27 protein-coding genes are annotated in these 26,766 nt (G+C 73.8%); 14 read left to right on the top strand and 13 right to left on the bottom strand.

Annotated features, from left to right (window positions below; all coding sequences use genetic code 11):
• The gene (locus tag ACFVVA_RS00300) at positions 1–429 is read right to left on the bottom strand and encodes a hypothetical protein (protein ID WP_387684170.1); all 429 of its coding nucleotides are present in this window, start codon (positions 427–429) and stop codon (positions 1–3) included.
• Between the two features lie 101 nt (positions 430–530).
• The gene (locus tag ACFVVA_RS00295) at positions 531–989 is read right to left on the bottom strand and encodes a MarR family winged helix-turn-helix transcriptional regulator (RefSeq protein ID WP_387684168.1); all 459 of its coding nucleotides are present in this window, start codon (positions 987–989) and stop codon (positions 531–533) included.
• A 111-nt stretch (positions 990–1,100) separates the two neighbouring features.
• Here ACFVVA_RS00295 and ACFVVA_RS00290 point away from each other — a divergent pair, with 111 nt between their 5' ends.
• Positions 1,101–2,372: an alpha/beta hydrolase gene (locus ACFVVA_RS00290; RefSeq protein WP_387684166.1), complete on the top strand. Its 1,272-nt coding sequence runs from the start codon at positions 1,101–1,103 to the stop codon at positions 2,370–2,372.
• A 176-nt stretch (positions 2,373–2,548) separates the two neighbouring features.
• Here the strand turns inward: ACFVVA_RS00290 and ACFVVA_RS00285 are convergent, their stop codons facing one another.
• The gene (locus tag ACFVVA_RS00285) at positions 2,549–3,709 is read right to left on the bottom strand and encodes a hypothetical protein (RefSeq protein WP_387684165.1); all 1,161 of its coding nucleotides are present in this window, start codon (positions 3,707–3,709) and stop codon (positions 2,549–2,551) included.
• 418 nt (positions 3,710–4,127) lie between these two features.
• Between ACFVVA_RS00285 and ACFVVA_RS00280 the strand changes: the two genes are divergently transcribed.
• On the top strand, positions 4,128–6,893 hold the full coding sequence (locus ACFVVA_RS00280) for a SpoIIE family protein phosphatase (protein ID WP_387684163.1): 2,766 nt from the start codon (positions 4,128–4,130) through the stop codon (positions 6,891–6,893).
• Positions 6,894–7,022: 129 nt separating this feature from the next.
• On the opposite strand, the gene ACFVVA_RS00275 is transcribed toward ACFVVA_RS00280, so the two are convergent.
• The 3 genes from ACFVVA_RS00275 to ACFVVA_RS00265 form a co-directional block, all read right to left on the bottom strand.
• On the bottom strand, positions 7,023–8,213 hold the full coding sequence (locus tag ACFVVA_RS00275; RefSeq protein WP_387684161.1) for a CapA family protein: 1,191 nt from the start codon (positions 8,211–8,213) through the stop codon (positions 7,023–7,025).
• A gap of 188 nt (positions 8,214–8,401) precedes the next feature.
• Complete coding sequence (locus ACFVVA_RS00270) at positions 8,402–9,019, bottom strand: hypothetical protein (protein ID WP_387684159.1); 618 nt, start codon at positions 9,017–9,019, stop codon at positions 8,402–8,404.
• 137 nt (positions 9,020–9,156) lie between these two features.
• Complete coding sequence (locus tag ACFVVA_RS00265; protein ID WP_387684158.1) at positions 9,157–10,188, bottom strand: YncE family protein; 1,032 nt, start codon at positions 10,186–10,188, stop codon at positions 9,157–9,159.
• Positions 10,189–10,584: 396 nt separating this feature from the next.
• Between ACFVVA_RS00265 and ACFVVA_RS00260 the strand changes: the two genes are divergently transcribed.
• Positions 10,585–11,394: an alpha/beta fold hydrolase gene (locus ACFVVA_RS00260; protein WP_387684156.1), complete on the top strand. Its 810-nt coding sequence runs from the start codon at positions 10,585–10,587 to the stop codon at positions 11,392–11,394.
• A gap of 322 nt (positions 11,395–11,716) precedes the next feature.
• Here ACFVVA_RS00260 and ACFVVA_RS00255 read toward each other — a convergent pair whose 3' ends face one another.
• On the bottom strand, positions 11,717–12,715 hold the full coding sequence (locus ACFVVA_RS00255; protein WP_387684154.1) for a hypothetical protein: 999 nt from the start codon (positions 12,713–12,715) through the stop codon (positions 11,717–11,719).
• A gap of 242 nt (positions 12,716–12,957) precedes the next feature.
• Between ACFVVA_RS00255 and ACFVVA_RS00250 the strand changes: the two genes are divergently transcribed.
• Entirely contained in the window at positions 12,958–13,689 is a 732-nt protein-coding gene (locus ACFVVA_RS00250) for a hypothetical protein (protein ID WP_387684152.1), read from the top strand.
• A gap of 154 nt (positions 13,690–13,843) precedes the next feature.
• Here the strand turns inward: ACFVVA_RS00250 and ACFVVA_RS00245 are convergent, their stop codons facing one another.
• On the bottom strand, positions 13,844–14,710 hold the full coding sequence (locus ACFVVA_RS00245) for an SAM-dependent methyltransferase (protein WP_387684150.1): 867 nt from the start codon (positions 14,708–14,710) through the stop codon (positions 13,844–13,846).
• A gap of 308 nt (positions 14,711–15,018) precedes the next feature.
• Between ACFVVA_RS00245 and ACFVVA_RS00240 the strand changes: the two genes are divergently transcribed.
• The 5 genes from ACFVVA_RS00240 (at position 15,019) to ACFVVA_RS00220 (ending at position 18,974) form a co-directional block, all read left to right on the top strand.
• Positions 15,019–15,435, top strand: coding sequence for a hypothetical protein (locus ACFVVA_RS00240; RefSeq protein ID WP_387684148.1), 417 nt, complete (start codon positions 15,019–15,021; stop codon positions 15,433–15,435).
• Between the two features lie 175 nt (positions 15,436–15,610).
• Positions 15,611–15,946 (top strand): hypothetical protein, encoded by a 336-nt coding sequence (locus ACFVVA_RS00235; RefSeq protein WP_387684146.1) that lies wholly within the window; start codon positions 15,611–15,613, stop codon positions 15,944–15,946.
• Between the two features lie 45 nt (positions 15,947–15,991).
• Complete coding sequence (locus ACFVVA_RS00230) at positions 15,992–16,183, top strand: hypothetical protein (protein WP_387684144.1); 192 nt, start codon at positions 15,992–15,994, stop codon at positions 16,181–16,183.
• 464 nt (positions 16,184–16,647) lie between these two features.
• Positions 16,648–17,385: a TNT domain-containing protein gene (locus ACFVVA_RS00225; protein WP_387684142.1), complete on the top strand. Its 738-nt coding sequence runs from the start codon at positions 16,648–16,650 to the stop codon at positions 17,383–17,385.
• A gap of 434 nt (positions 17,386–17,819) precedes the next feature.
• The gene (locus tag ACFVVA_RS00220; RefSeq protein WP_387684140.1) at positions 17,820–18,974 is read left to right on the top strand and encodes a hypothetical protein; all 1,155 of its coding nucleotides are present in this window, start codon (positions 17,820–17,822) and stop codon (positions 18,972–18,974) included.
• Positions 18,975–19,059: 85 nt separating this feature from the next.
• Here ACFVVA_RS00220 and ACFVVA_RS00215 read toward each other — a convergent pair whose 3' ends face one another.
• The gene (locus tag ACFVVA_RS00215; RefSeq protein ID WP_387684138.1) at positions 19,060–19,227 is read right to left on the bottom strand and encodes a hypothetical protein; all 168 of its coding nucleotides are present in this window, start codon (positions 19,225–19,227) and stop codon (positions 19,060–19,062) included.
• Between the two features lie 691 nt (positions 19,228–19,918).
• On the opposite strand from ACFVVA_RS00215, the gene ACFVVA_RS00210 reads away from it, so the two are divergent.
• The 4 genes from ACFVVA_RS00210 (at position 19,919) to ACFVVA_RS00195 (ending at position 23,759) form a co-directional block, all read left to right on the top strand.
• Positions 19,919–21,844: an ABC transporter ATP-binding protein gene (locus tag ACFVVA_RS00210; RefSeq protein ID WP_387684136.1), complete on the top strand. Its 1,926-nt coding sequence runs from the start codon at positions 19,919–19,921 to the stop codon at positions 21,842–21,844.
• Positions 21,841–22,011 carry a hypothetical protein gene (locus tag ACFVVA_RS00205; RefSeq protein WP_387684134.1) on the top strand — a complete coding sequence of 57 codons (171 nt, stop codon included), beginning with the start codon at positions 21,841–21,843 and terminating at the stop codon, positions 22,009–22,011. Before ACFVVA_RS00210 ends, ACFVVA_RS00205 begins: the two co-directional genes overlap by 4 nt.
• A 212-nt stretch (positions 22,012–22,223) precedes the next feature.
• Positions 22,224–22,814, top strand: coding sequence for an isochorismatase family protein (locus tag ACFVVA_RS00200; protein WP_387684132.1), 591 nt, complete (start codon positions 22,224–22,226; stop codon positions 22,812–22,814).
• A 144-nt stretch (positions 22,815–22,958) separates the two neighbouring features.
• Positions 22,959–23,759 (top strand): ADP-ribosyltransferase, encoded by an 801-nt coding sequence (locus ACFVVA_RS00195; protein WP_387684130.1) that lies wholly within the window; start codon positions 22,959–22,961, stop codon positions 23,757–23,759.
• A gap of 162 nt (positions 23,760–23,921) precedes the next feature.
• Here ACFVVA_RS00195 and ACFVVA_RS00190 read toward each other — a convergent pair whose 3' ends face one another.
• From ACFVVA_RS00190 to ACFVVA_RS00175, 4 genes are all read right to left on the bottom strand, one after another.
• A complete protein-coding gene (locus ACFVVA_RS00190; RefSeq protein ID WP_387684128.1) occupies positions 23,922–24,140 on the bottom strand; it encodes a hypothetical protein in 219 nt (72 codons plus the stop codon).
• A gap of 5 nt (positions 24,141–24,145) precedes the next feature.
• Positions 24,146–24,415: an NUDIX domain-containing protein gene (locus tag ACFVVA_RS00185; protein WP_387684127.1), complete on the bottom strand. Its 270-nt coding sequence runs from the start codon at positions 24,413–24,415 to the stop codon at positions 24,146–24,148.
• 77 nt (positions 24,416–24,492) lie between these two features.
• Positions 24,493–24,996, bottom strand: a complete 504-nt coding sequence (locus ACFVVA_RS00180) for an NUDIX domain-containing protein (RefSeq protein WP_387684125.1) — start codon at positions 24,994–24,996, stop codon at positions 24,493–24,495.
• Positions 24,993–26,363 (bottom strand): NUDIX domain-containing protein, encoded by a 1,371-nt coding sequence (locus tag ACFVVA_RS00175; protein ID WP_387684123.1) that lies wholly within the window; start codon positions 26,361–26,363, stop codon positions 24,993–24,995. Before ACFVVA_RS00175 ends, ACFVVA_RS00180 begins: the two co-directional genes overlap by 4 nt.
• Before the next feature lie 193 nt (positions 26,364–26,556).
• Here ACFVVA_RS00175 and ACFVVA_RS00170 point away from each other — a divergent pair, with 193 nt between their 5' ends.
• Positions 26,557–26,760 carry a hypothetical protein gene (locus ACFVVA_RS00170; RefSeq protein ID WP_387684121.1) on the top strand — a complete coding sequence of 68 codons (204 nt, stop codon included), beginning with the start codon at positions 26,557–26,559 and terminating at the stop codon, positions 26,758–26,760.
• Positions 26,761–26,766 lie beyond the last annotated feature (6 nt).

Genomic DNA, 26,766 nt, shown 5'->3' with positions numbered 1-26,766 from the left:
TCATTCGGCGGCGGGGCGGTGGACGGTGAGGTCGCGGCCGGCCACGTAGGCGTCGCCGTCGGTCACCCGGGTGGTGATCGTGACGGAGCCGGCCGGCGGGGCGTCGGGGCGGCGATCGGTGAGCACGCCGGCGATCAACTCCCGCAGCTCGTCGGCGAGGTCGGGGTGGGAGTGCAGCAGTCGGGCCAGTTTGGCCTGCCACTCGTTCACCAGCAGGGCCTGCAGATCGCCCGGGGCACCGGTCTCCTGGGCGGTGAGCAGTTCCTCGCGGGTGTCGTCGAGGTCGGCGGCCACCCGCTCGGGGTGCGCGCGGCGCCACAGGGACAGGACGCCGGACCTGACCGCCGGCCAGGTGTCGGTCACGATCGCCTCCACCAGCCGGGCGGCTCCGGCGGCGGCCAGGGTCGTCAGTTCGGCACTGAGGTCCATCCCCCAACGGTACCCGTGCGGATTTCTGATGAATCGTCAAAGCCGTTTGCGGCAAGGGGAACCGGACGCCCCGGTTGCCGTGATCGGACCGGCCCGCGGCCTCACAGCCGGTCGTAGACGGCGGACAGTCGCCGCAGCACCTCGGCGGCCCGGTCGAGGGCCTCGTCGTCGTAGTCGTCCAGATCGGCGTGCAGGGCCTCGGCCAGCGCGTTCTGGCGCTGGTCGTGCCGGGCCCGGCCGGTGTCGGTGAGGGCGACCAGGACGGAGCGCTTGTCCTCGGGCTGGCGGGTGCGGGTGACGTAACCGGCCGTGACCAGGCCGTTGACCAGCTGGGTGGTGGCGGCGCCGGTGGTCTCGGTGGCGGCGGCGAGCCCGCTGATGGTGAGGGGCCCCTGTTCGGCGAGGGTGCGCAGGGCCCGGGCGTGGGTGAGAGAGAGCGCGCCCGGGGTGCGGGTGGCGCGTCCGCGCAGCCGGGCGTCGGCGGCGCTGAGGCGGTAGGCGGCGCGGGCCAGGCGGTCGAGTGCCCGGGCGCGGTCGTCGGTGGGTGGCGTCTCGGTCATGGTCGGTCCTCCTCGGCGGGTTGACAGCAGCCTAGCCTCAGTACTTAATAGCTAAGTACTTACTCATTAAGTGCTTAGCCAAATGCTGAGCGGATCCCCAGGAGGACACCCATGACCATCCGATCGACCGGCCAGAGCTGGGCCCTGGACACCGCCCTCGCCCAGGGCGGCTTCGACGCGCTCCACCCCGAGGCCGTCGGGACCATGGAGCAGCTGGGCCACGACCACACCGACTTCGACAAGGTCTTCGCGCTGGTCAGGAGCGGCGCGATGCTGCCCAAGGCGTGGGCGACGGTGGCCGGCCAGGCCGAGGAGCGCGCCGCCCACCACGAGCGCGGCGGGTTCGCCCAGACCGCCGCCGACCTCTACCTGCGGGCGGCGGTGATGTGGGGCCGGGCGCAGTACTCGATCTTCGACGCGGCCGACCCGCGCAAGACGGCCATGCGCCGGCGCGCCAACCACTGCGTGGAGCGCCTGGGCGCGCTGCGCGACGGCCGGGTGCGGCGGGTGGAGCTGGACTTCGAGGGCTCGCGGATCTTCGCCCTGCTGCACCTGCCGGCCGGGCCCGTCGAGAACGCGCCGGCCGTCATCCTCGGCCCCGGGATGGACATGATCAAGGAGGACTACATCTGGGCGGCCGAGCGCTACTACACCTCGCGCGGCATGGTCGCGCTGTCCATCGAGGGGCCGGGCCAGGGCGAGAGCCGCGCCGGCGGGCTGACCGTCGACCTCGGCAACTACGAGCGGGCGATCGGCCGTTACCTCGACCACCTGGCCGCGCTCCCGGAGGTCGACGCCGAGCGGATCGGCATGTTCGGCATCTCGATGAGCGGCTACTGGGGATCCCGGGCCGCCGCCACCGACCGTCGGCTGGCCGCGCTCGCCGCCTTCGAGGCCGTCACCGGGGACTTCGCCACGATCTTCGAGCGCGCCCAGCCGACCTTCAAGAACAACTACATGTTCATGGCCGGGTACACCGACGAGGAGGCCTTCGACCGCGACCTGGCCCGGCGGATGCCGCTGGGCGACCTGGTGGCTGACATCACCTGCCCGGTGCTGTACGGGATCGGCGAGTTCGACGAGCTCACCGACCTCGGCCAGGCGCTGGAGAGCTTCGAGCGCGTCCGGGCGCCGAAGGAGCTGCGGGTCTACGAGGACGAGTTCCACCCGCTCGGGGGAGTGGCGGCCGAGGTCTTCCGGTTCGGGGCGGAGTGGCTGCAGCGGGCCCTCGCCGGCGAGTTCGCCGACCCCGGACGGGACGTCCGCCACTACGTCCACCGCGACGGCCGCACCACCGACGGCAGCGCCGACCCCACCTGGTGGCTCGGCGGCGCCCCGGCCGCGCTCACCGACATCCGGCACGCCCGGGCCCGCCGGGGCTGAGCCCCGCGGACGCCGCCGCCACGGGGCGCCGCCCGGGGGTGCCGACGCTCAGCCGCCGGCACCCCCGGGCGCCCCGCGGTGCGCCCGAGAACGTCCGCACACCGCATCACGCGTCCCCGCACGGCCGGGCCCCTCGCGCCGAACCGGCCCGATTCGTCGGATCCGCCGTGTCGCGCCTACACGAAGGTCATGGCGGCGCCGACGGTCGCGTTCAGGCCGGCCGTGACCCACGGATCGGGGGACGGGCCGCGGACGGGCCCGAAGTGGACGACCCGGGGGCCGTTGGTACCGCAGGCCGGGTAGCCGTCGACGTCCGAGACGGCCACCGAGCTGCCGGGGCTGGAGAAGCCGGTGGCGCTGATCGCCTCGGTGCTCTGCCACAGGCCCGCGGAGGACAGGCGGGCGAGGGTGATGGAACCGTCGGCGGCGACGTAGCCGACGGCGGTGCCGGCCGCGTTCCTGGCCGCCGAGACGACGGCGCCGTCCGGGACGCTGCCCGTCGGGGCGGTGGTGTTCGCCTGGAGGGAGCCGATGCGCCCGGATCCCGCGCCGACCGTCGCCAGGTTGAGCCGTCCGTCACGGCCGGCGAAGAACACCGACACGGTGCCGGAGGTGGTGCCGGGGGCCACCGCGATGCCGCCGCCCGGTCGGGCGCTGCCCGCCGGGGCGATGGCGTAGCTGGTCAGCCCGCCGGTGGCCTGCGACGTCCAGCCGACGGTCACCACGCCGCTGTCGCCGACCGTGAAGATCCCGGCGCGGCCGGTGACGGCGAAGGAGGCCGCCTCCGAGGACGGAAGGGCGGGGGCGGGGAGCTGGCGCCAGTCCACGGTCATCGGGAGGCACGCGTCGTTGAACTGCGGGACCGCCGGTGCCGCCGCCGCTGTGGCGCCCGTCCAGATACTGGTGACCAGGGTCAGCCGGGTGCCCGCCCACGCGGCGGTGATCCGCCCGCCGGGCTCGGCCGTGGCCGGGCCGCTGATCGAGAACGGCGCCGAGCCCGGGTTGTCCGCGCAGTACTCGTACAGTGAGCCGTCCGTCGCGGTGAAGTAGACCGCGGGCCGGTGACCGGGGGTCCGTACCGCCGCCACCCGCGCGCCCGGCGGGGCGAGCGCGGCCGGCCCGCGCCGAGCGGCCGTGCTCCAGCTGCCGGCGGTGTCCGAGTACTGGTAGCTCCACAGGCCCCCGTCGTCCCCGATGTAGTACGCCTCCGCCTCGCCGCCCGCCGCCGCGGCGGACGGCACCGGACCCGCCAGCAGCGCGGCCGCGGCCAGGACCAGCAGGCCGAGCAGTGCCCGTAGCCGGTGCGCCGGCGGTCTCTGCGCTTCGCCGTTCGTCATGGCTCGTTCCTCTCCAAGTAGGCTGTGAGGCAGGCAGTTTGGCAGGACATCGGCCATGCTTCCAGGGGGCGGGAGAGGTGAGGTCGAAGCCGCTCGCTGGTGATTCGGCACCCGCCCGGGCCGGTCGCGGTACGAGGAGCAGGACGGCCCGTTCCGGCGGACCCGCGCGGCGCCTGCCCGCTCCCCGGCGATTCGGACGACCGCAGGCGGCAGCCGGGCCCCGCGCCGCCCTCGGCCCCGCGCCGCCCGTGCGGCCCTCGGCCCCGGCGGCTGTGGAGGCACGGCCGAGGGCCCGGTACTAGGCTGAAAGCCGAGGCGGCGTCCGGCCGAGGATGGTGCCACTGCCTCGGAACTCCTCTCAGCCGTCGGACGACGGGAGACCGGCATGAACGACCGCGTCGAAAGCTGATCCGGGCCGATGCGCGCAGCGGACGGCCATGACGCCGCGGGTGCGGACCCGGGCGGACCCGGGAAGGAGCGGCCGCCCCGGGGCGGCCTGCGCTCGCGGCTGCGCGTGCGCAGCGTCGCCGGCCAGGTGTTCGTGTGTCTGCTGGTCGTGGTGGCGCTGCTGGTCGGAGCCGCGCTGACGACGCTCGTCCTGCAGGCCCGGAGCTACGCCACGGGCGTGGCCGCGGGCCGTACCCGTGCCGCGGCCGTCGCCCTGGCGCAGGCCCCCGGTGTGGTGAGCGCGATGGACGGGCCCGATCCGACCGCGGTGCTGCAGCCGCTGGCCGACAAGATCGTGATGCAGGGCGGCTTCGACTACGTCGTGTTCGCCAACCCGGAGGGGATCCGCTACACGGCCCAGACCCCCGACCTGATCGGGAAGCATGTGATCGGGCCGTTCGCGCGCTCCCTCATGGGCCCGACCACCGACAGCTTCCAGACGCCCGTCGGGCGGGTGGTGGAGTCCGGAGCGCCGGTCACCCGACCGGACGGCTCGGTCGCCGGAGCGGTCGGGGTCGGAATCACCGTCGCGCACGTGGGCACGGCGGTGACCCGGCAGCTGCCGGTGCTGTTCGGCGGCGCGGCGGTAGCGCTCGCCGTCGGCATGGGCGGGGCGCTGCTGGTGCGGCGGCGGCTGCGGCGCCAGACACACGGCCTGGGCCCGGCCGAGATGACGCGGATGTACGAGCACCACGACGCGGTGCTGCACGCGGTCCGCGAGGGCGTGCTGATCGTCGGCGGGGACGGACGGGTTCTGCTGGCGAACGACGAGGCCCGGCGACTGCTGGAGCTGCCGCCCCGGGTGGAGGGGCGGCCGGTCGACGAACTCGGGCTCGACCCGGGACTGGCCGGGCTGCTGGCCTCCGGGCGCACCGCGACCGACGAGGTGCACCGGGCCGGGGACCGGCTGCTCGCCGTCAACAACCGCCCCACCGCACCGTACGGCGGCGGGTCCGGCAGCGTCGCGACCGTCCGGGACACCACCGACCTGCGGGCACTGGCCGGGCAGGCCGAGGCGGCCCGGGCCCGGCTGCAGCTGCTCTACGACGCGGGGCTGCGCGTCGGCACCACCCTGGACGTGACACGGACCGCGCAGGAGCTGGCCGACGTGGTCGTTCCGCGGTTCGCGGACTTCACGACGGTCGACCTCGCCGAGCCCGTGCTGCGCGGCGAGGAGCTGTACCCGGACCTCGGCATCGAGCACGGCCCGCGACTCCACCGCGCGGCCACCGCCGGCCGCGGCGAGGACTGGCCGTTCATGCCCGTGGGCACGGAGCTCAGCCCGCTCCCCGGTGCCCCGCACGAGACCGTCCTGAAGACCGGGCCCGCCGCGCTGGCCGAGGACCTGCGCCATGAGCAGGCCCGGCGGGCGGACGCCCCGGAGGCCGCCGACCCGGTGCTCCCGCACGGGACGCACTCGCTGATCACCTCGCCGCTGCGGGCGCGCGGCCTGACCCTGGGCACGGTCAACTTCTGGCGGGCCGGTGAATCCGCGCCGTTCGACGACGAGGACCTCTCCGTCGTCGAGGAACTGGTGGCCCGCACGGCGATCTGCGTGGACAACGCCCGCCGCTATACCCGTGAGCACAGGATGGCCGAGACCCTGCAGCGCAGCCTGCTGCCCCGGGGACTGCCCGAGCAGAGCGCCATGGAGGTGGCCTACCGCTACCTGCCCGCGCTGCGCGGGGTCGGCGGGGACTGGTTCGACGTCATCCCGCTGCCCGGCTTCCGGGTGGCCCTGGTCGTCGGCGACGTCGTCGGCCACGGCCTGCACGCCGCCGCCACCATGGGCCGGCTGCGCACCGCGGTGCTCAACTTCTCCGCCCTCGACCTGCCCCCGGACGAACTGATCGCCCGCCTCGACGAACTGGTCACCCGACTCGACCAGGACGAGGAGACCGGGACGGCGGAGGAGGGCAAGAACGTGCCCGTCACCGGGGCGACCTGCCTGTACGCGATCTACGATCCGGTCTCCGGCCAGTGCAGCATGGCGCGGGCGGGGCACCCTCCGCCCGCGCTGGTCCGCCCCGACGGCAGTGTGGAGTTCGCCGACCTGCCGGCCGGCCCGCCGCTCGGCGTGGGCGGACTGCCCTTCGAGACCACCGAACTGCGGCTGGAACCCGGAACCGCGCTCGTCCTCTACACCGACGGGCTGGTCGAGAACCGCGACCGCGACCTCGGCACCGGGCTCGACGAGCTGCGCCGGTCGCTGACCGGCGCCCAGGACCACCGGTCCCCGGAGGACACCTGCCGGGCGGTGTTCGACGCGCTGGTCCCACCGCGGCGCAGCGACGACATCGCCCTCCTCGTCGCGCGCACCCGGCTGCTCGATCCCGACCGGGTGGCGGTCTGGGACGTGCCGTTCGACTTCGCCGCGGTGTCCCGCGTCCGCAACGAGTGCGTCGAGCGGCTGACGGCCTGGGGACTGGAGGAGCTGACCTTCACGGCCGAGCTGATCCTCAGCGAGCTGATCACCAATGCCATCCGCTACGGCGCCGAGCCGATCCGGGTGCGGCTGCTGAAGGACAGCAGCCTGGTCTGCGAGGTCTCCGACGGCAGCAGCACCGCCCCCCATCTGCGCTACGCCGCCACCACGGACGAGGGCGGCCGCGGCCTGTTCCTGGTGGCGCAGCTGGCCGAGCGGTGGGGCACCAGGTACACGGCCCGGGGCAAGGTCATCTGGTCCGAGCAGCCCCTGACCGCGCCCGAGTACCGGTTCGAGGCGCTGTTGGCGTGACACCGGGAGTGGTGCGCGTCGGACGGTTCCGGTGCTGTCCGCGGGTGCAGCGCGGTTCGGGTACCGTCCGTGGGTGCAGGACGGTTCCGGTGCCGCCCGTGCACGCCGGACCGCTCGGGGGCCGTCCGCTCAGGGGGCCGAGGTCAGTCCTGCCGAGGCGCCGCCGCGGCTCAGCACGACCGTCCGGATGTGCTCCAGGGCCCGGGCGTAGTCGCCGCGGCCGGGTGCGTGGTGGACGGCCTCGGTCAGGTCGAGGACCCGGTAGGGCGGACCGAGGTCCGTCAGCTGCGGGACGAACTCGGCCTTGGTGACGGCCCATCGTTGCCCGGGCCGGGCGGGCGGCGAGAAGGTGAACCGGGCGATCGAGCTCCAGTTTCCGCGCGGGTCCTCAGCGCCGGTGTAGTTGAACATGTGCCCGGCGAGCTGGTCGCCCAGGCCGTAGACCGTCCAGGTGTCGCCGATCTTCTCGTACGCCTGCGGGATGTGGGCGTGGGTGCCGAGGATCAGATCGATGTCGGGCCGGCCGGGGCTCTGCTCGGCGGCCAGGTCGCGGGCGAGTGCGAGCTGCTGGTCGTTCGGGGCGTCCTGCCACTCGGTGCCCCAGTGGAGGCTGACCACCACGATGTCCGCCCCCTGCTCCCGGACGGTCCTGGCGTCGGTGAGGATCCGCTCCCGGTCGATGAGGTTGACCGCCCAGGGCTGCCCCTGCGGCAGCGGGATGCCGTTGGTGCCGTAGGTGTAGGCGAGCTGGGCCACCGTGGCGCCGCCCGCCGTGAGCAGCGCGGGGCTGCCCGCCTCGTCGGCGTCGCGGGCGGAGCCCGTGTGTTTGAGGCCGACGGCGTCCAAGGCGTCGAGCGTGCGCCGGATGCCGGCGGGTCCGTCATCGAGCGTGTGGTTGGAGGCGGTGTCGCAGGAGCTGTATCCGGCGTCCTTGAGCGCCCGGGCGATCTGCGGGGGCGACTTGAACGACGGGTAGCCGGTGAAGGGCCCACCGTCGGGGCCGTACACCGTCTCCATGTGGCAGATGGCGAGATCGGCGGCACTGATGACCGGCTTGACGCCGGCGAGCATCGGGGTGAAGTCGTAGCCGTTGCCCCCGGCGTCCTCCGCGGCCTGCCGGATGATCTCGGTGTGCGGCAGGACGTCCCCCGTCGCGACCAGGGTGAACGCCCGTGGCCCCGGCGGGGTCGGCGTGGCCGCGGCGCTCGGGTCGCGCAGCGGCGACGGCGCGGTCTGCCGGGCCTGCGGTGCCCCGCACCCCGTGAGGGCGAGCAGCAGGGCGGTGGCGGCGGTGAGAAACTCTCGGCGCGGAAATCGCATCGTCGGACCGTCCCGTCATCGGCGGGTATGACGGTCCGACTATGCGAGCAATCGACCGGCCGATGCGGAACCCGCGCCCTGAGATCACCCGACGGGACTCAACGAGGCCGTACCCCGGGGGACCGGCTCCCCCGGCGGGGCGGTGTGCGGGCGGCAGCCCGGGGCGATGGCTCGGTCGGTGCGGCGGCTCAGTCGGTGCGGGCCAGGCCCTCGGCGAGGGGACCGAACAGCAGGCCCCAGTTGCCGGGGAGGGCGGCGATCGCGGCGGTGAGATGGCCGCGGACGACCGTCCACTCGTCGGGACGGTGGAGCGGGCCGTGGGCGATGACGGTCTCCAGGCAGTGGTCGACGGTGTCGGCGAAGTCGTCGTCCTGCGGTCCGGCCTGGCCCAGGCGCCCGCAGGCCCGGTCGACGTCGGCGGACAGGCCCGTTTCCACGTCGAGGTCGGTGACGGCGTCGAGGAGGTAGAGCAGATGGCCGCCCGGCTCCGGGAGCTCGGTGCGCAGGCCGTCGGTGGTGAACGTCCGGTCGGCGTTGTCGCCGACCAGGTCGGAGCCGTCGACGGCGTCGGCGACCAGCACGGCCCAGTACGCCGGATCGTGCGGGCCGTCGGTCTGGCGCAGGTGGGCGGCGGCGAACGCGGCCATGGCGTCCGGGTCCTCGATGAGGGGCGAGACGACCAGGTCGCTGCGGTGGTCGAAGCCGAAGAAGTGGCGGCGCCCGTCGAGCGTGAGCGACTCGACGGCGGCGACGTGGCCGACCCGTCCGGGCAACGGCTCGTACCGGGTGGCGGATTCGGTGTTCATGGGGAGGACCGTAGCGGGGGGCACCGACATCGGCGGGCGTGAACGGGTGGGTGTGAACAGGCCGGTGTGAACGGGCCTGTGTGCGGGCGGGCGGGTGCGCGGGCGGCGCAGGGCCCGCACACCCGCCCGTCGGACGGTCAGAGGACGACGGCCTTCAGGTAGCTGGTCTCGCCGCGCGAGCCGGCCAGGTAGAGGGTGTGCCCGTCGGGGCCGAGGGCGGTGGCGCCCACGCCGTCGAGGCCGAAGCCGGTGAGGTTGGCGTCGGGGAGGGCGGTGTTGGTGGCGGTGTCGTAGACCAGGACGGTGGCGGAGGGCTTCCAGCCGTCCTTGAGGACGAACAGGCGTCCGCCGTCCGGGGAGACCGACACCAGGTGGGTGTCGGCGGAGGTGGACGGGCCGCCGAGGGTGAAGGCGGTGCGGGAGGTGTCGGTGAAGGGGTTGAGCTCGTAGCCGGAGCCCTGGGCGGAGCGGCTGCCGAGGGCGTAGAGGCGGGTGCCCTCGCGGGAGGCGGTGACCTCGGTCGCGGCGGCGAGCGGCTGGACGGTGCCGGTGACGGTCGGGACGGGAGTGGTCAGGTCGAGGTGGACGACGCCCGCGCCGGTGGCGACGTAGGCGGCGGCGCCGCCGTTGTGGAGGGCGATCCCGTCGACGTCCGGGTCACCGAGCGTGACGGCGCCGGTGAAGGAGCGGGTGACGGTGTCGAAGACCAGCACCCGGCCGGGGCCGGAGGAACCCTGCTGGGTGACCAACACCCGGGACCCGTCGGCGCTGACGGCGATCGCGCGCGGGGCGTCGACGGGCGTGCGGGAGAGCACGGTGCTGGTGGCGAGGTCGACGGTGAGCAGGTGGTCGGCCGCGAGGACGTAGATCCGGTTGCCGTCGGGGCTGAGGGCGGGCCGGCCGACGGGGCCGTCCTGGCTGAGCGGGGTCTGGGTCAGGACCGTGCCGGTGCGGGTGTCGACGGTGCGCAGGAAGCCGGGGTGTTCGGCGCCGACGTGGTCCTCGGCGGCGACGTAGGCGCGGTTGCCGTCGGCACTGACGGCGATGCCGAACGCCCGCCACCCGACGGCGGTGTCGGCGGTGGCGGCGCCGACCGGAACGGCGCACAGGAGTGCGGTGGACGCCGCAAGGGCGATGGTCCAACGAGCCTTGACCGTAAGCGAGTTCACAGATCTCTCCCCGGACGGTGGCCGCGCGTTGTGCGAGGCGTGGACACGCTACGAGGAGGGGCGGGGTGGATGGAGAAGGTGTGAAGGAGTTGACCGGATCGGCATTGGTCTAGTCCAAAACTCGCGGGCTCGCGGTCAACGGGGTGGTCGCGTGCTGCGGCACCTGGTCGCGGCGCACGGCGGGCTCCTCGGTTGTGATCCACACTCGCTGCGGCGGCAGGTCGTGGGTGGGCCGGGCCGTCGCAGTCCACGGTCTCTCCCGGCGGACCTCGGGACCATGGCGGGCGGACCAGGATCCGGATGTCGAAAACTGTCGCCGCCGACAAACGCACAGCGTCTACGGTCGGGCGCGGGACGCTTCCGTCCCTGTTCCCACCGCGATCCGGAGGTCGGCCCATGCCGCGCTTTGTCACAACGGACGACGTCACGCTGCACTACTACGACGAGGGCGAGGGCCGTCCGGTCGTCCTGGTCTCGGGCTACGGGCAGCCCGCCGACGACTGGGCGCTGCAGTGGGGCGCGCTGCGCGGGGCCGGGTACCGGGTGGTCTCGCTGGACCGCCGCTGGGCGGGCGGCTCGGACCGGCCGCCGTACGGTCTGCGGATGTCGCGCGGCGGCAAGGACGTCCAGGAGCTGCTGGCGCACCTGGAACTGGACGGCGTGCTGCTGGTCGGCCAGTCGATGGGCGCCAGCCACGCCTGGGCGTACGCGAGCCTCTTCGGGTGCGAGCGGCTGGCCGGGATCGTCTCGATCGACCAGAGCCCGAAGATGGTCAACGACCCGGGCTGGGAGCACGGCTTCTACGGGCTGACGATGGAGAACCTCGGGACCTTCTTCCTCGACCCCGCGAACGTCCTCGGGACCGGGCGCGGCCGGGCCTGGCAGAGCGAGGAGGAGGTCGACGCGAAGATCCGTGCGGCCGGAGGCAGGGGCGCGGTACGGGACATCACGCCGGACACCTTCCCGCTGATGTTCGACCACGCGTGCCAGGACTGGCGGGACGTCGTCTCCCGGATCACCGTGCCCGCGCTGATCGTCGCGGGGGAGCAGAGCCAGTTCTGGCCCGCCGAGCACGCCCACGCCACCGCTGCCCTCAGCCCGCTCGCCCGGGCGGCCGTCGTGCCGGGGGCGGGGCACCCGGCCCACGTGGACGAGCCGGAGGCGGTCAACGAGCTGCTGGTCGAGTTCGCGGACTCGCTGCGCTGACAGCGGCAGTGCGGGCGGACGTCGGGGCCCGGTCCGGTGCTCACCGGACCGGGCCCCGACGTTCGAGCCCAAGCGTCGTAGTCCGGGCTCAGCGTCGTACCAGCGAGGGGACAGCCGGCCCGGCAGCCGGAACTGAAAACCCGGGTACCGTCGGGGAACCGGCTACCGCTTCGGACCGTCCTCGTCGTCCGATCCGGCCGCGACCGGCCGCGACCGGCCGCGACCGGCCGCGACCGGCCGCGACCGGCCTCGACCGGCCGCGACCGGCCGCGACCGGCCTCGACCGGACGCCGGGCCGTCCGGGCTTTCCGCACAGCGCGTGTCACTGGTTGTTCTGCAGGTGCGGGTGCTCGGAGGAGGTCGTGCACACGTACACCTGAAGGCTTCCGCTGCGGCCGATGCCGAGCTGGGTGGCAGTGGCCGGGCCGAGGGAGTGCGGGCCGGTGTAGCCGGACTCCTCCTCCGGTCGCCAGCCTCCGCTGCCGCCGTCCCACTCATTGCCGTTGAGGGTCAGCAGCGGGCGCAGGCCGGAGCCGCACTCGGCACAGGCCATCGGGTGGCCCGGGTCGGAGAAGCTCCACGGGGCGTGGCCGCCCGCCTTGCAGCCCGGGGCGACGGCGAGGTCGTACTGGTAGACGAGGTCGTGCCGGTCCTCCCACGCGTGGATCCGTTCCCGCAGTTCCTTCGGCAGTTCGTGCGGGGCCGGGTACTCGGTGGCCGTTTCGGGGTGCAGGACGCACGCCGCGGGGAGGTATTCCTCGTTGCCGATCACCGATGGCTGCGGGGCCGTTTCGAGCGGGTCGGTCACCTCGGCGGCGGCCCGCCAGCGCAGTTCGGTACGGGGCAGGCAGTCCTCGTCGTCGTGGTCGAACGGGCACCAGAGCACCTGCAGCAGGTCGGTGCCGTCCGGGCACGGCAGGCCGGGGACGTCGGCGGCGTACAGCTGGGCCACCGGCACCATCGGGACCGGTCCGCTCTGGGCGATCTCCGAGCCCCGGTGGACGCGCTCCACCGTCGCGCGCTCCTCCGGGCTCAGCGGGTCGCCCCCGCCGGTGTCGGGCCGGCGCCACATCTCGGCGATGATCCGGCGCTTCAGCCGTACGTCCTCGGGGGTGGCGCCGAACTGCGAGGGGCCACCGTGCTCCGGGCAGGTGGGCCACGGCTCCCGCTCGGGCCAGAGCAGGGGCCCGCCGATCGAACTCTCCGCCGCGGTCGGTTCGCCGGCGCGGGGGTGAAGTCGTACGGCGGTGCGGGCCATCGGCGCGAGTTCGGGGAAGTGCGCGGTCACGTCGACCGGGCGGGGCGGGGTGGTGCGGCTCATGATCAAGAGGATAGGTGAAGTCACTGACATCCCAGGGGCGGGCCGCCTCCCGGCGCGCACTCGGTGATCGGTTCCCCTGTGTCGGAGCTCTCCCCGAGCGGGACGTCAGGTGCCCCGTTCCCGCCCTGTGGCGGTCGCGTCCATTCAACTGGCCTTCGATGCCCGGTTGTTGCTGTTCACGGACGCTTCCGGGCCACCGCGGCGGGAAGACTGGGAGGAGAGTACGGCGCGGGGGAGGCACAGTGGGACGGACGGCGGGGGCGACGGGGCGGGCGGCGGTGCTGGCGCTGGTGCTGGGGGCCGCGGCCTGTACGGGCCAGGGCGGCGGCGACTGGGGCGACGGCGGGCTGCCCTCGCCGACCGTCGTCGTGCGGCCGGCGCCGGCCGGGCACGGGGTCGTGCTGTCGCCGGCCGCCCCGGCGTCGGCGCAGTGGATCGTCGGCAGTCTGGCCCTACCGGGTGCGAGCCCGGAGGCCTGTCCGGTGCCCGCCCTGACGGACATGGTGGTCCTGGACAACGGAATCGGACGCAGCCACGCGGCCGCGGTGTGGCTCGGAGGCGGCGAGGTGGAGTGTCTCGCCACGATCAGGAAGGGCGACGGCGTCACCAAGGTCGTCATCGGTACCTCGCTCGACTCCCTGGCGGACCAGCCGGTCCCGATCTGGCTCGGCGGGTGGGCGATCTTCACCGTCTTTCCCGGTGATGCGAGGAAGGTCGTGATCAAGGGCGACGACGACCACGTCTTCGGGCCGCTTCACCAGCGGTTCGTGGACTTCGGCGGCGGCCGGGAACTCACGATCGTGGAATACGCGTACCTCCCCGAGGGCCCGGAGTCCGAGAAATCGATTCCCTCCGCCCGGGCGCAGGTGTGCCCGTCAGGGACCGGTCCGGCCGACACCGCCTCCTGCCGTCCGGCCCGCTGGCTCGGACGGCCGCCCGCACCGACGCCGAGCCGGCCGCCCGGCTCGACCTGACCGCGTTGCCCGGCCCTGAGCGCGCGCTGCCCGGCCCTGACGGAGCGGCGCGCCCGGTTCTCGTGGCGCGTCCAGGCCCGCGTGGCCGGGGCCGTGGCGTGACCACCTGCCGGTGCTCACGCCACGGATCGTCATGCTCCCGACTCCGCGGGCATCAGGGCTTGATGGCGACGGCCGCGTAGAAGGAGACCTGGGCGTCGGTGACGGTCGCGGGCAGAGCGTCCGTGGCGACGTCGGTGTCGTCGCCGTGCCAGCGGTGGGCGGGGACGATACCGGGGTCGAGGAGGTCCAGGCCGGAGAAGAAGGTGGCGAACTCGTCCTTGTGGCGCAGCCGCAGGGAGGTGCCGGCCTGGTTGTAGATCTCCTGCACCTTGGAGGCGCCGGACGGGTCGAGTTCGGCCGTGGCGTGGGAGAGGACGAGCGCGGAGCCGGACGGCAGCGGGTCCAGGAGGTGCTTGACGATGGCGTGGGCGTCGCCGAGGTCCGGGACGAAGTGGAGCAGGGCCACCATCGACAGAACCACGGGCTGCGTGAGGTCGAGGGTCGTGGCGACCTGGGGAGTGGCCAGGATGGCGGCCGGGTCGTGGACATCGCCGTGGACGTAGGCGGTGCGGCCCTGGGGGGTGCTGGTCATCAGGGCGCGGGAGTGGGCCAGCACGACGGGGTCGTTGTCGGCGTAGACCACGCGGGCCGCCGGCTCCACGGCCTGGGCGACCTCGTGGAGGTTCGGCGAGGTGGGGATGCCGGTGCCGATGTCCAGCCACTGGCGCAGACCGCGCCGGGCCAGCGCCCGGGTGGCGCGGTGCATGAAGGCGCGGTTGGCGTGGACCGCGGTGCGCATGGTGGGGAAGACGGTCAGGACGCGTTCGGCCGCCTCGCGGTCGACCGCGAAGTTGTCCTTGCCGCCGAGGAAGTAGTCGTACATCCGGGCGCTGTGCGGAACGTCCTGGCGTATGTGCAGGGCGGCCGATTCATCGGATCCGAACTCGGCGGCCGTCGCCACGGTCTCGTCGGTGGTCATTCCCTGCCCCTTCATTGGTGATCATGCCAGGCCCGCCGCAGTCTAGCCAACTCGCCTGCGGTGCGCGGGAAGTCCGCCGCATCCCCCCGGCCGCAGGACGGCGACGACGACGGGCCAACGGAGTTGCCGGCGGAACCGGCGCGGTCGAGCCGCCGGACCATCCGCCTCCGCGCGAAATCGCTTACTGTTACAAGGTGGTGACGTTTCGTCCACAACCCGAGTGGGGTGCGGGGCGTCTCCACAGATGACAGGGCCCGAGTCGCACCGATCGTGCCTTCGGGCCGGATCCACCTTGGAAAGGACACACCGTGATCGTCTCCAAGCGGAACTCCCTGCGCCTGGCCGCCGTGACCACCCTGGCCGCGGCCTCCCTCGCCGTGGCGGGCACCGCCATGGCGGCCGCCCCCGTCTCCCAGCCCGTGCCCGCCACCCAGCCCGCGGCCGCCACCGCGCAGGCCGGCATCACCGCCAAGCCGTCGGTCTCCACCGTCCAGGCGTGGCAGCTGTTCCGCGTCACCGGCACGACCACCGGCCTCAAGGCGGGAAGCACGGTGACCCTGCAGCAGAAGCAGCACGGCGCGTGGGTCACCCTGCCCGCCTCCGTCACCACGACCAGCACCGGCTCCTACTCCCTCGGCGTGAAGCTCGGCATCAAGGGCCTGAACGAGCTGCGCATCATCAGCGGAAGCGCCGCCTCGCCCGTGTTCACCGTCACCGTGCGCTGACCCACGGCGCACGGCCCACCCGGCATGCCGCACCGGACCCGGCCCTGACGCCGGGTCCGGCGCGGCGCACAGGCCGGCAGCGGGTGCTTGTGCGGCCCGGCAGCGAGGGATGCGCCGGGCCGCACGAGTTCGACGGGGCGGGCGGCCGACGGCGTGAGCGCCGTAGGATCGGCCGATGAATGAGGAGTATCCGTTCGAGGACGGCCGCAATCTCAGGTGGGTGCTGGAGGGATTCGGCCCCGATGAGTGGCTCTGCTCGTCCGTCACGGTGACGCGAGAGCAGTTCCTCCGGGTGAGGGGCCTGTTCGAGCTCGGCGATGACGAGTGGATGATGGCCGGCGTGTACCCGGTTCCCATCGAGGCTCAGGGTCCGCTGCGGGCAGTCGTCGAGACGGCTCTGTTCGAGGAGGGGGTGGACTACTTCCTCGGGGCCCAGCAGGACCTCCCCTCCGGGCTCTGGCCTCCCCGAGGGGTCTGCGGGCCATTTCCGGGCCCGATTCCTCCGCCGTGAACCAGCACACGTCGTGACGGCTCCGCTGAGTAGGCCCGGAGCGCGGTGCCGGGACTCGCAGGCGGCGCCACCGCCCGGGAGACCCACCTGCTCACCGGCGACCCGGCCGCCTCGACGGCCGCGTTCGTGAAGTACCAGGGCTCCTACTGGTACGCCCAGTGGTACACCACGGTCGCCCCCGGCACGGCGGAGGCGAACGGCGGCCGGCCGTGGAAGAAGCTCAGCCCGGCGCCGTAGCACCGGGGAGACCGGCGGCCGTGAGCCGGCCGGGCACCGCGTTCCCGCGGCGCCCGGCCGGCTCTTCGCCTCGCCGCCCACGGGCACGTCCGGGGGCACGTCCGGCTGCTCGGACGCGGGTCCCCTGGTGGAACTCCCGGCGTCCGGGGACGGGAGCGCCGCCATCGGCCGAGTCCGCAGGGCTGGTCGGCTGGCCCGCGCCGCGAGCCCGGCGTGGCTTGCCGCCGAGGCAGCCGGCCGACCCTATCGTCCGTGGGCGAATGACGGGCTTCGGGGAGACGGCGTGATGTCCGTGCCGGGCCGGAGGCCGAAGTCTCCCCCCACGGGACCTCGGTCGGCTCCACCGCGGCCAAGGACGCCCATGGCGACGGGAAGAGCCCCCGGCAGCGTCGACGGGCAGCGGACGAATCCTCGTGCCCCACCGCACCCCACGACAGCCCACACCTCAAGGAACGGAGCACGCCGTGCGCCTTCGCCCGATGTTCGCCCTCTCCCTTTCCCTCTCCCTCGCCTGCGCCCTGCCGCTCGCCGGAGCGGCGGTCGCGGAGGACGCCGCAGGCCGGTCGGCGGGTGCCGGAGTCGTCCGCTCCGCCGAATGCCCGGACGGCCCCGCGGACCCCCACCCGGAGTTGTACTACTGCGGGCAGTCCCGCCTCGGCCCCGCCGCTCTGCCGAACACGGAGCCGACCGCCACCCTGCTGAGGGGCTACCAGCGCTTCGGCGGGCTCAGCGCCCCGCACTTCGTGACGCTGTACGCCAACACCGACCCGAAGCAGAGCGGCGACTGGGCCTTCGCTCCCGACCGCGGCTTCCAGCAGATCAACGGCGTGGTCGACGAGACGCTGTGGACGGTGCCGGTCGGCACCAGGCTCGACCGCTTCGGCGCGCTCCACGGCGGCTACCTCTCCGACCCCGGCACACCGTTCACCCAGCGCTCGCTGACGCCGGACTCGCTCAACCCCGACCCGGACGACGGCGAGGTCTACCACTGCCTGTCCGTGCTGAAGCCGTTCGACGTCCGGCGAGGACACGTCGCGGCCTTCTACGGGATGCCCGGCGGCGGAATCCAGGAGTGGCTCGACAAGGCCCTCAAGCCCAAGGAACTCGGCGAGAAGGACTACAAGATCGATGTCCTCGTCGCCGAGCAGTACCTCGCCGTCGTCAACGACGACCAGTGCGCGGTGACACCCACCGGGGCCTGACGGCCGATCGCACCGGCGGCGCGGACGGCGGCACACGATGCTGCCGTCCGCGCCGCGGTCGTGTCCACGATTCCGGCGGGGAGGTCGGCGGAGTCCCGGGGTCGGCTCGGTGGATCTCTGCCGCAGCCCCGGCCGGGAGGGGGCCCGGGCTCGCGGCCCCGCAGTGCAGAACCGATGCCCTGAGGGGCCAACTTCCGTGCGCCCGGCCGCAACTGCCCTCCACGCTCGCCGACACCCCCGGTATAAAGGGGCGGAGGGGACCGAGGGGGTTCAGCATGCACTCAAGGGAACATCCGCAGAAGGCCGGGCGTCCTCATCGCGACGCGGCCACCGCCCGACGGTCCGCCAGGGGCACAGGACCCGCGGCGGAGGACGCGTTTCCGAGGGGTGCCGAGGCCCTGCAGCGCACCGTCGGCAACTCGACGACGGCACGCATGATCGCGGAGCAGCGGGACGGCGCCGGCCCGGACGACCGCCGGACGGCGCCGGCCCTCCAACGCGTGACGGGCGACCAGGCGGCAGCACCGCGAAGGCCGCAGACGCGGATGGACCCGAACAACGTGCTGCGGATCTGCGGGGCCGCCACGTACGACGGGGAGACCGTCACGCCCGGCGGACGGTCGTCCGAGCTGCGGAACATCGTGTGGGAGGACCACTGGGCCGCCATCTCCGAGGTGTGCAGGAAGCACAAGTACACCATCGCCGTCCGTGAGACCGGCGAACACTCCATCCGGCGCATCGCGGAAGGAGCCAAACCCAAACCGCACACCATCCTGGAGAAGTCCATCAAGCCCGCGTCCGTGCGCAAGAAGTACGGCCCCGGACCCGGACAGACGCCGGGCGAGCCGGAACGCGTACTGGAGTTGCTGGAGCAGCACGACCTGAGCGGCTTCGTCGGCCACTGGAACGCGGACGGCCTGGCCGGCGTCCGGATCGCCCGCCTGCCCGACACGATGACGGACCCGGAGATCGTCCGGACCGGCCCCAGGGGCGAGAAGTACGTGCCGATCGACATGACCAAGACGGACGGCGGACCGCAGCTGGCCCAGCTGAAGACCGACCCGCGGTGGAAGCAGTACCTCTACACCGGGGACTACGACCTCCACGAGGTCTACTCCGCGCAGGGCGGCACCGGTGGCGGCCAGATCCCGGAGGCCACCCCCGAGAAGGCCAAGCTGCTCAACCGCCTCAACAGCGGGATCGCACGGAACTCCCAGGAGGAGGTGGTGCGCAGCGGCACGGTGACCATGGGGAACGGCACCCTGCACATGGCCGCCGACTCCGAGTACGCCATGTTTCAGCACGGCGACCAGGCCACCTACCGGATGAACCAGTACCTGGAGGCGCAGGCTGCCGCGCTGGAGAACCAGGTCGCCCGGCAGGCGGCGCAACTGGTGCGGGCGGTGGCCACCGAGGCCGATGAGCCGCTGGCGTGGTGCCGGATGGGGCAGTGGTACGTGACCCGGAACCGGGAGGAGCACGCGGTCCTGCGGTCCCGCTGGAATCTCGCCGTGCCGCACACCTGGGGCGCCTCGGAGGTGGAGCGCACGGCCCGCGGCGGCTACCGCACGGCCGGCTACCTGGACTGACCGCACTGCCGGAACCGGCGTGACGGGCTGGTGGGAACCACGGTCCGGCCGCGGCAGCAGGGCGACCGGCGAGCTGCCGGTCGACTCAGCGCCGCGCGGCGGCCTGTGCGGCGGGGGACCAGGGGGCGGCCCACAGCGGGATCACCTCGATGGTGGCGGCGGAGCCGTGGGCGGGGGTGCCGGGGGTGCGCCCGGCCGTGGTGGGCTGTCCGGTGGTCGTGGGGAACGCGGTCGCGCTCGTCACAGTGGTCATGCTCGGCAACCTACCGGGGGGCACTGACAGTGCCGGGTCGGGCAGTCCGGCCCGGCCCGTGGTGGGGTGGATCGAACGCTGGGGACGGGCGCCGCTCCGAACGCTTTCCCCCGATGCGAAGGGTCGCGCGCTGCTCGGCGCGCGGCCGGCGCGGGTGCGCCCGGCGCCCGAAACCCGCTCGGGCGCCCGACTCCGCCGGACTCCCCGAACGGGTGAATCCGGCGGCGGCCCCGCCCTGTGCGGCCTCCTCGCCCGCCGGGGTGTCCGCGGCCCCCTCGGACCGGCCCGGAAGGCCGCGTTCGAACACGCTCTCGCCGCCTGCGCACTGGGCTCCGCCGCCCTCCCGGTCCCGTGGACGACCGAGTGGCGTGCGGTCCGGACCGCACGCGGAACATGCTCGAAAAGTCCCCGTTCGACCCGGGCTCGCCCGGAGGCAAATCCACTTGAACGCCGCGCTCGAACAGCACCATCATCGGACGCCATCCATCCGTAACGACTCCGTCAATACCGTCAACTCGGCCTGAGAGAAGCAGACTTGAGCTTCTCGTCCGCGCCGGTGCCGGTGCTTCCGCGCGTCCGCGCACCGCTCTGCGTCTGGAGGATCTGTGGCCTGTCACCCCACCCCGGCGATCCACGTCCCACCCGTCACGGCGGCCCTGGTGGCCCGTGCTTCGAGCAAGGGGGCGATCGCGTGACCGCCGCGACCCCGGCGGAGGCCGCCGACGAGGAACTGCGGTGGCTCGCCGACGGGCGCCGCATCGAGGCGATCGAGGCGATCGGCGTCAACGCGATGGCCCGCCGCCTGCCCGTGCTCGTCGTCCGCGCGTTCCGCCTCGGCTGGCGCATCGACCGTGCCTCCGTCACGCTGCTCCTGGTCTGCCAGGCCGTGTCCGCGGTGCTCGGCGCGGCCGGCCTGTTCGCGACCACCGGCACCATCTCGGCGCTGTTCGGCCCCGGCCGGGTCGAGGACAAGCTCGCCCACGCGGCGCCGTCGATCCTCGTGATCGCGGCGGCAGCCGGCGCCCGCTCCCTGCTGGGCATCACGATCCGCACCATCACCATCCACCTGTCGCCGCGGATCTCCCGCGAGGCCGAAGCCGCGGTGCTGCGCGCCACGGTGGCGGCCGAACTGACCGCCTACGATCACGCCGGCTACAACGACGAGCTGGAAGCCGCGGACCGCGGCGCCGAGGTCTGTGTGGACATCGTCGGGGAGGCGCAGAACCTGCTCGCCTCCCTCGCCTCGCTCCTGGGCGCGGCCGGCGTGCTGACGGTGCTCCACCCCGCCCTCCTGCCGTTGCTGGTGCTCGCCGCGCTGCCCCAGGGGATCGCGTCGGTGCACGCCGCCCGGGTGCAGTTCCTGGCGAACCGGGCCGCGGTCGGCGACCGCCGGATCATGGCCAACCTGCGCTGGTACATCCACCTCAAGCGCAACGCCGACCAGGTCCGCTCCGACACCATGGGCGAGTTCCTGCTCGTCAAGTACGACCAGGTCGGCCGGAGGCTGGATGCCACTTCGCGGCGGGCGGCGATGCAGAGCGCCCGGGTGTCGGTGATCGGGGCAGCCGCCTCCGGCCTCGGCAGCGCGGTGGTGTGGGCGGCGATGCTGTGGCTGGTCAGCACCGGCCGGATGAGCCTGCCGCGCGGCGGCGCGGCCGTGTTCGCCCTGACCGCGGTCGGCACCAGCCTGCGCGGCATCGTCGGCTACGGCGCGGACCTCTTCCGCACCGGCATGTACCTGGACGACTGGTCGAGCTTCCTCGACACCGCCGGCGGTCACCGGCCCCGGCGCGGCACCGAGGTCCCCGAGCCGCCGCGCCGGATCGCGGTGGAGAACCTCCGCTACGCCTACCCGGCCTCCGAGCGCAAGGCACTGGACGGGGTGAACCTGCACGTCGAGCGGGGCGAGATCCTCGCCCTGGTGGGGGAGAACGGCTCCGGCAAGACCACCCTCTCCAAGCTCCTGGCCGGGCTCTACCTGCCCGATGCCGGATCGGTGCGGTGGGACGGGCGCGACACCCGCGACCTCGACCCGCACGCCCTGTGGAGCCAGGTCGCCGTCGTCCCGCAGGACTACGCGCGCTGGCCGCTGACCTGCCGCGAGAACATCACGCTGGGCCAGCCCACCGCCGAGGGCGACGCGGCGGTGCTGCGCGCCGCCGACGCCTCCGGGGCGGCCGACGTCGTCGCCAAGCTCCGCCGGGGGCTGTCCACCCTGCTGGCGGTGGAGTGGATGGGCGGCGAGGAGCTGTCCGGCGGCCAGTGGCAGCGCCTGGCCATCGCCCGGGCGTTCCACCGCGAGGCCGGGCTGCTCGTCCTGGACGAGCCGACCGCCGCCCTCGACCCGCGCGCCGAGCACCGGATCTTCCAGAACCTGCGGGCGGTCGCGCGGGAACGGGCCGTCGTCCTGGTCACCCACCGGCTCACCAACGTGGCCGTCGCCGACCGGATCGTGGTGCTCGAGGACGGAAAGGTCCTCCAGGAGGGCACGTTCGCCGAGCTGGTGGCCGAGGAGGGCGGCCGGTTCAGGGAACTGTGGGACCTGCAGAACGAACGCACCGGCCTCCCGGCCCAGCGGACCCTGCCGGTCCGGGAGGACGAGGGGACCGGGCGGTGATCGACCTCGACCTCGACCTCGACCTCGACCTCGACCTCGACCTCGACCTCGACCTCGACCTCGACCTCGACCTCGACCTCGGCCTCGGCCTCGACGTGCCGAGCGACCCGGCCCTCCACGGCGGCCTCGTGGGTGTCCGCGCCGAGGAGAAGGGGGCGGGTGGATAGCGGGCGGGGTCCCCGTCGTCCCCGGGCCGTGTCCCCGACGGGCACGGCCCGGGCGGCTCCGGCCGGGGCCGGGGCCGGGCGGCCCGGAGCGCCGCACCGCACGCCGCCGCGGCGTGTGCTCGGCCCGGGTGAACATCGCGGGTGGAACGCGCGTTCCGCGGTCCGGCAGGGCACGGGTGGGGGACCGAGGATCCCGTGAGAAAGGCCGTGCCGTGGGGCGTGCACTGATCGTGGTCGACGTACAGAGGGACTTCTGCGAGGGCGGAGCCGTTCCGGTCGGGGGAGGCGCCGGGCGGGCCCGGGCCATCGCCGATCTCGTCGGGCGCACCGCCGGCAGCGAGTACACCCACGTCGTCGCCACCCGCGACCACCACCTCGACCCGGGCAGCCACTTCTCCGAGCACCCGGACTTCAAGGACTCCTTCCCCGTGCACTGCGTCGCCGGCACCGAGGGGAGCGAGTTCCACCCCGAGTTCGCCCCCACGGTCGGGACGAAGGTGGACGAGGTCTTCTACAAGGGCGCGCACTCCGCCTCCAAGAGCGGCTTCGAGGGCTTCACCGCGGACGGGACCGGGCTCGCGGACTGGTTGCGCGCGCGGGAGGTCACCGAGGTGGACGTAGTCGGCATCGCCACCGACCACTGCGTGAAGGCGACCGCGCTCGACGGCGTGCGGGCCGACTTCGACGTCCGCGTTCTGCTCGACTACACCGCGGGCGTCGCCGCCGACACCACCGCCCGGGCCCTCGCCGAACTCGGCCAGGCGGGAGTGGAGTTGACCGGTGTGCCGGTCGTCCACGTCTGACGCGAGGCGGCGGGCCGCCGCCTCGCGCACACTGTGGGTCCGAGCGGACCGGGACGGCCGAGAGCGTCAATCGGCGACGAGGACACGCCCCTGATCGGGTGAGGTGCGGTATCTCCGGGCCCGGGGGCGGCCAGGGTAACGGTCGTGATCAACATCCGCATCCGCACGGCCGCCGGCGCAGTCGCCCTCGCCTGCGCCGTCGTACTCATCCCCGAGATCCCGGCCGCCGCCGCCCCTGCGGCCGCGACCGAACCCGCCCCGTTCAGCTGCCTCGACCCCAGCGGGGAGGCGCTCTGGAGCGGCCCCCAGTGCGACGGCGTCATCGTCCGCGAACTCGGCACCGAGGCCGTCGCCATCCTCCTGGACGGCCGCCGGATCGACTTCGCCGACGAGGCCGAACTGCGCGCCGACGACTGCGCCGTCCGGCCCGCCGTCACCCTCCCCGCCAGCACCTTCGAGAACCTCCCCAAGGGCCCGGACCCGCTGTACGCCGCCGTGGACCGCCGGGTGGACGTACCCCGCATCACCCCCGAACCGCACTGGCGCAAGAACTGCCACCCGCTCTTCCGCTCGGACGGCCGCGATCCGTCCGTCATCTTCGAAGAGGGCTTCGGCCCGAAGGACACCGTCAACGGCCAGTACGACATCACCAGCTACGTGCTGCAGAACCAGCCCTCGCCGTTCGTCAGCACCACCTACGACCCCGAGCTGTACAAGAAGTGGAAGAAGGTGCCCTGGGACTACTTCATCGACGCCCCCGGCGGCATCGACGTCAACGCGACCATCGGCGACCAGCACCAGTACGCCGACCAGGTCGAAGTCGCGTTCCCCGGCGGCGTGGACCGGCACTTCATCCGCCGGGCCTGCCCGGTCGACCGGGCCACCGCCTCCCTGGTCGAGTCCGGCTGCGTGGACAACCCGAACTACCAGCCCTGGCTGCACTGACCGCAGGCCGTCCGCCGTCGGCCGGCCTGGCGGGTCGGCCGACGGACGGGAGCGTGACACCCCACCACGGAGAGCGCGCTCCCGCGTCCGGTGGGCAGGGACCGTGATCGTGCCGTTCCCCGCCCCCTGCGAGCCCCGCACCGCCGGCGGAGGGCCTGACGGTCAGTGAAGCGGTCGTGGTGGCGGGGGGTCCAGGCGGACGAGGTGCCGGTCGGTCGTGCCGTCGGGCCGGTGTACGGTCCGATAGACGTACGGGACAGTGCTGCCGAGGAAGACGACGACGCCCTCCTCCACGACGGGCTGCCCGCCGGCGATGGCGCGCAGCCGGGCGTCGGTGTCCTCCGGCAGCCGGGGGGAGGGCGGTCGGCGGTGTCGGCCCATCGGTGTCACGCGCCGATCAGCGTGCGCGGGTCGAAACGTTCGTTCCCCAGCCGTGGGCGGAGAAGCCCCGTCCGCTCCCGCAGTTCGCGGGCGGCGGCCTCGTCGAGGCGCTCGTCGACCTCGACCTTGCCTCCGGGGATCGTCCACATCGGCGTGGTGCCCCGGCCGCTCGCGGTGCAGCGGACGGTCGCGGCCCGGCCCCGGCCCCGGCCCCGGCCCTGGCCCCGGTCACGGTCGGGGGCGATCACGGCTACGGTCCGGCGAGAGCTTTCCACGGTGCTGCCTCCAGGAGGACCAGGACGGTTGGGCGGGCGGGCGCTTCAGGTGGCCGGCGCGGCCGGGGCGGCGGCGGTCAGTCCGGCCAGCCGACGACGGACAGCGGCTTGCCGCGGCCGATCTCACCGAGCGCGTGCGCGGTGTAGGGCACGGTGTCGGGAGGCAGGTGGTCCAGCGGCCACCACCGCAGCTCCTCGCACTTGTGCGGCTCCGCGTTGCGCACCTGGCCGGTGTGGCGGGCCGGGCGGAAGAAGAGCTGGAGGCGGCTGCGGCCGTCGTCGGCGTCGAGGTGGTGCAGCGTGTGGACGAGTTCGAGGTCGTCCTCGGCGATGGTGATGCCGAGTTCCTCCTCGGCCTCGCGTGCCACGCTGCGGGTGATCGGTTCGCCGGGCTCCATGTGGCCGGCGGGGAGGTGCCACAGGCCTTCGGCGTAGCTGGTGTTGCGGCGTCGCCCGAGGAGCACCGTGCCGTCGGCGACCAGGACGAGGTGGACGCCGACGACCAGCGTCAGCGGGTCCGCGCCGGTTGCGCGGGGCGCCGGGTGGTCGGCCGGGCGGCCGGTGGGGGCGGGCCGGGTCACCAGGTGCCGCCGGCGGGGTGGTCGGCCGCAGCGGCGAGCAGCGGCAGGTAGTGCCGCATGTAGGGCGGGACCTTGAGGTCGAGGACCTCGCCGAAGGGGACCATGCGGACGGCCAGGCCCTCGTCGCCGAGCCGCAGGTCGATGTCGGAGCCGTCCCAGGCGGCGTGCAGGACGCGGACGAGCGGGGAGACGAGCTCGTGCTGCGGGCCGGGCACCGGCCGCATCCGTGTGATGGTGATTCCGGCCTCCTCGCGGACCTCGCGGGCGGCGTTCTCCTCGGGGGTCTCGTCGGCCTCGCGCCATCCGCCGATCGGGGTCCAGTAGCCGGGCCAGGCGATGCCGGGCTTGTCGTCGCGGTGGTGCATCAGCAGCCGTCCGGCCGGGTCGGTGACGAGGACCATGACGCCCTCGAAGTCGTCGTCCGGGGCCGGGCGTTCGAGGTAGAGCGGGGTGCCGCTGCGGTGGGCGCGCAGGGCCTGCAGGAGCCGCCGGTAGCGGTCCGGGCCCATGTGGTCCTGCCAGTCGTGGGCGGTCTCGAAGCGCCATTCGGTGTGCTCGGCGGGGTCGAGGCGGATCCGGGCCTGCTGCTCGGCGGTGAGGACGCCGCCGTCGAAGACGTATCCGCAGGCGGGGACGGGGAACAGGCTGCCGGCCTGCTCGTGGACGACGGCGACCAGGCGCCGCCGCAGCACCTGCGGGTTCTCCGCGGCGAGGTCGAGGCCCAGTTCCTCCCGGGCCTCGCGCAGGGCGGTGGTGAACGGTGTCTCGCCGTGCTCGACGTTGCCGCCGGGGAAGTTCCACACGCCGGGGTCGACGGTGGAGCGCAGCCCGAGGACGCGCCCCTGCGGATCGGTGACGAGGAAACAGCCGTAGGAGCCGGGCCGGGCGATGGTGGTGAGGTAGCCGCCGACCGGCCGCCAGCCGGGGAGGGCCAGGCGGCGGCTGAGCCACTCGATCACGGTGTGTTGTCCGTCGCTGGTGGGCGGCAGCCGGTCGGGGGCGGCCCACCGGTGGTCGTCGTGGCCGGGCGAGAGGAGGATCGCGGTGCCGTCCGGCACGACCGTGGTGAAGACGAACTGGCGCACGCGCAGGCCGCGCCGGTCGGTGAGGTCCAGGTGCCGCGCGTACTCCAGTGGCAGGCCGGCGAGCCCGGTCTCCTCGGCCAGTCGCCGTGTCGCGCCGGCCTCCACCGTCTCGTCGCCGGCCCGGCCGCCGCCCGGGTACTCCCACCGGCCGGGCAGGGTGTCGTGCGCGGCCCGGCGGATCATCAGGATCCGGCCGGAGGTGTCGCGGACCACCACGCCGACGCCGATCCGCTGGACGTCCTCGCGGTGGGCCAGGTCGGTCAGCACGTTGAAGTCGATCACCGGGAGGGCTCCTCGCTGCAAGGCGGTGGGCGGGTGCGCGGTACTGCCGGTCAGGGGGATTCGACAGTCAAGTCTGCTCCTGGGAGGGCGGGTTCGGGAATGGCTCGTGGGCGGTTCCGGGCGTCCCGATGATGGTGCTGTTCGAATGCGGCTCGCAAGTGGACCCGGATCGGGGGGTTGAGACGCTGAACGGGTGCTCGATCTCGGAGCGGGCGAACTCGACGGCGGCTGCAGCAAGGTGACCGACGAGGCCGGCGGGGCCGAGCTGGTCACCTTCCTGCTGGGCGGAGACGGCGTCCACCCGGTCTGGGTGGGACATGACGACGCGGGTGAGGTCACGGCGGTCGTCGTGGCGGACGTCTTCGAAGTCGGCGCTCTGGAACCGTCGACCGGATGACGGCTG

This window comes from Kitasatospora sp. NPDC058048, assembly GCF_042885555.1.
GTDB lineage: Bacteria > Actinomycetota > Actinomycetes > Streptomycetales > Streptomycetaceae > Kitasatospora > Kitasatospora lactacystinica.
The sequence above is the reverse complement of the archived record's forward strand: the minus strand, read 5'-3'. Positions and strand labels throughout refer to the sequence as shown.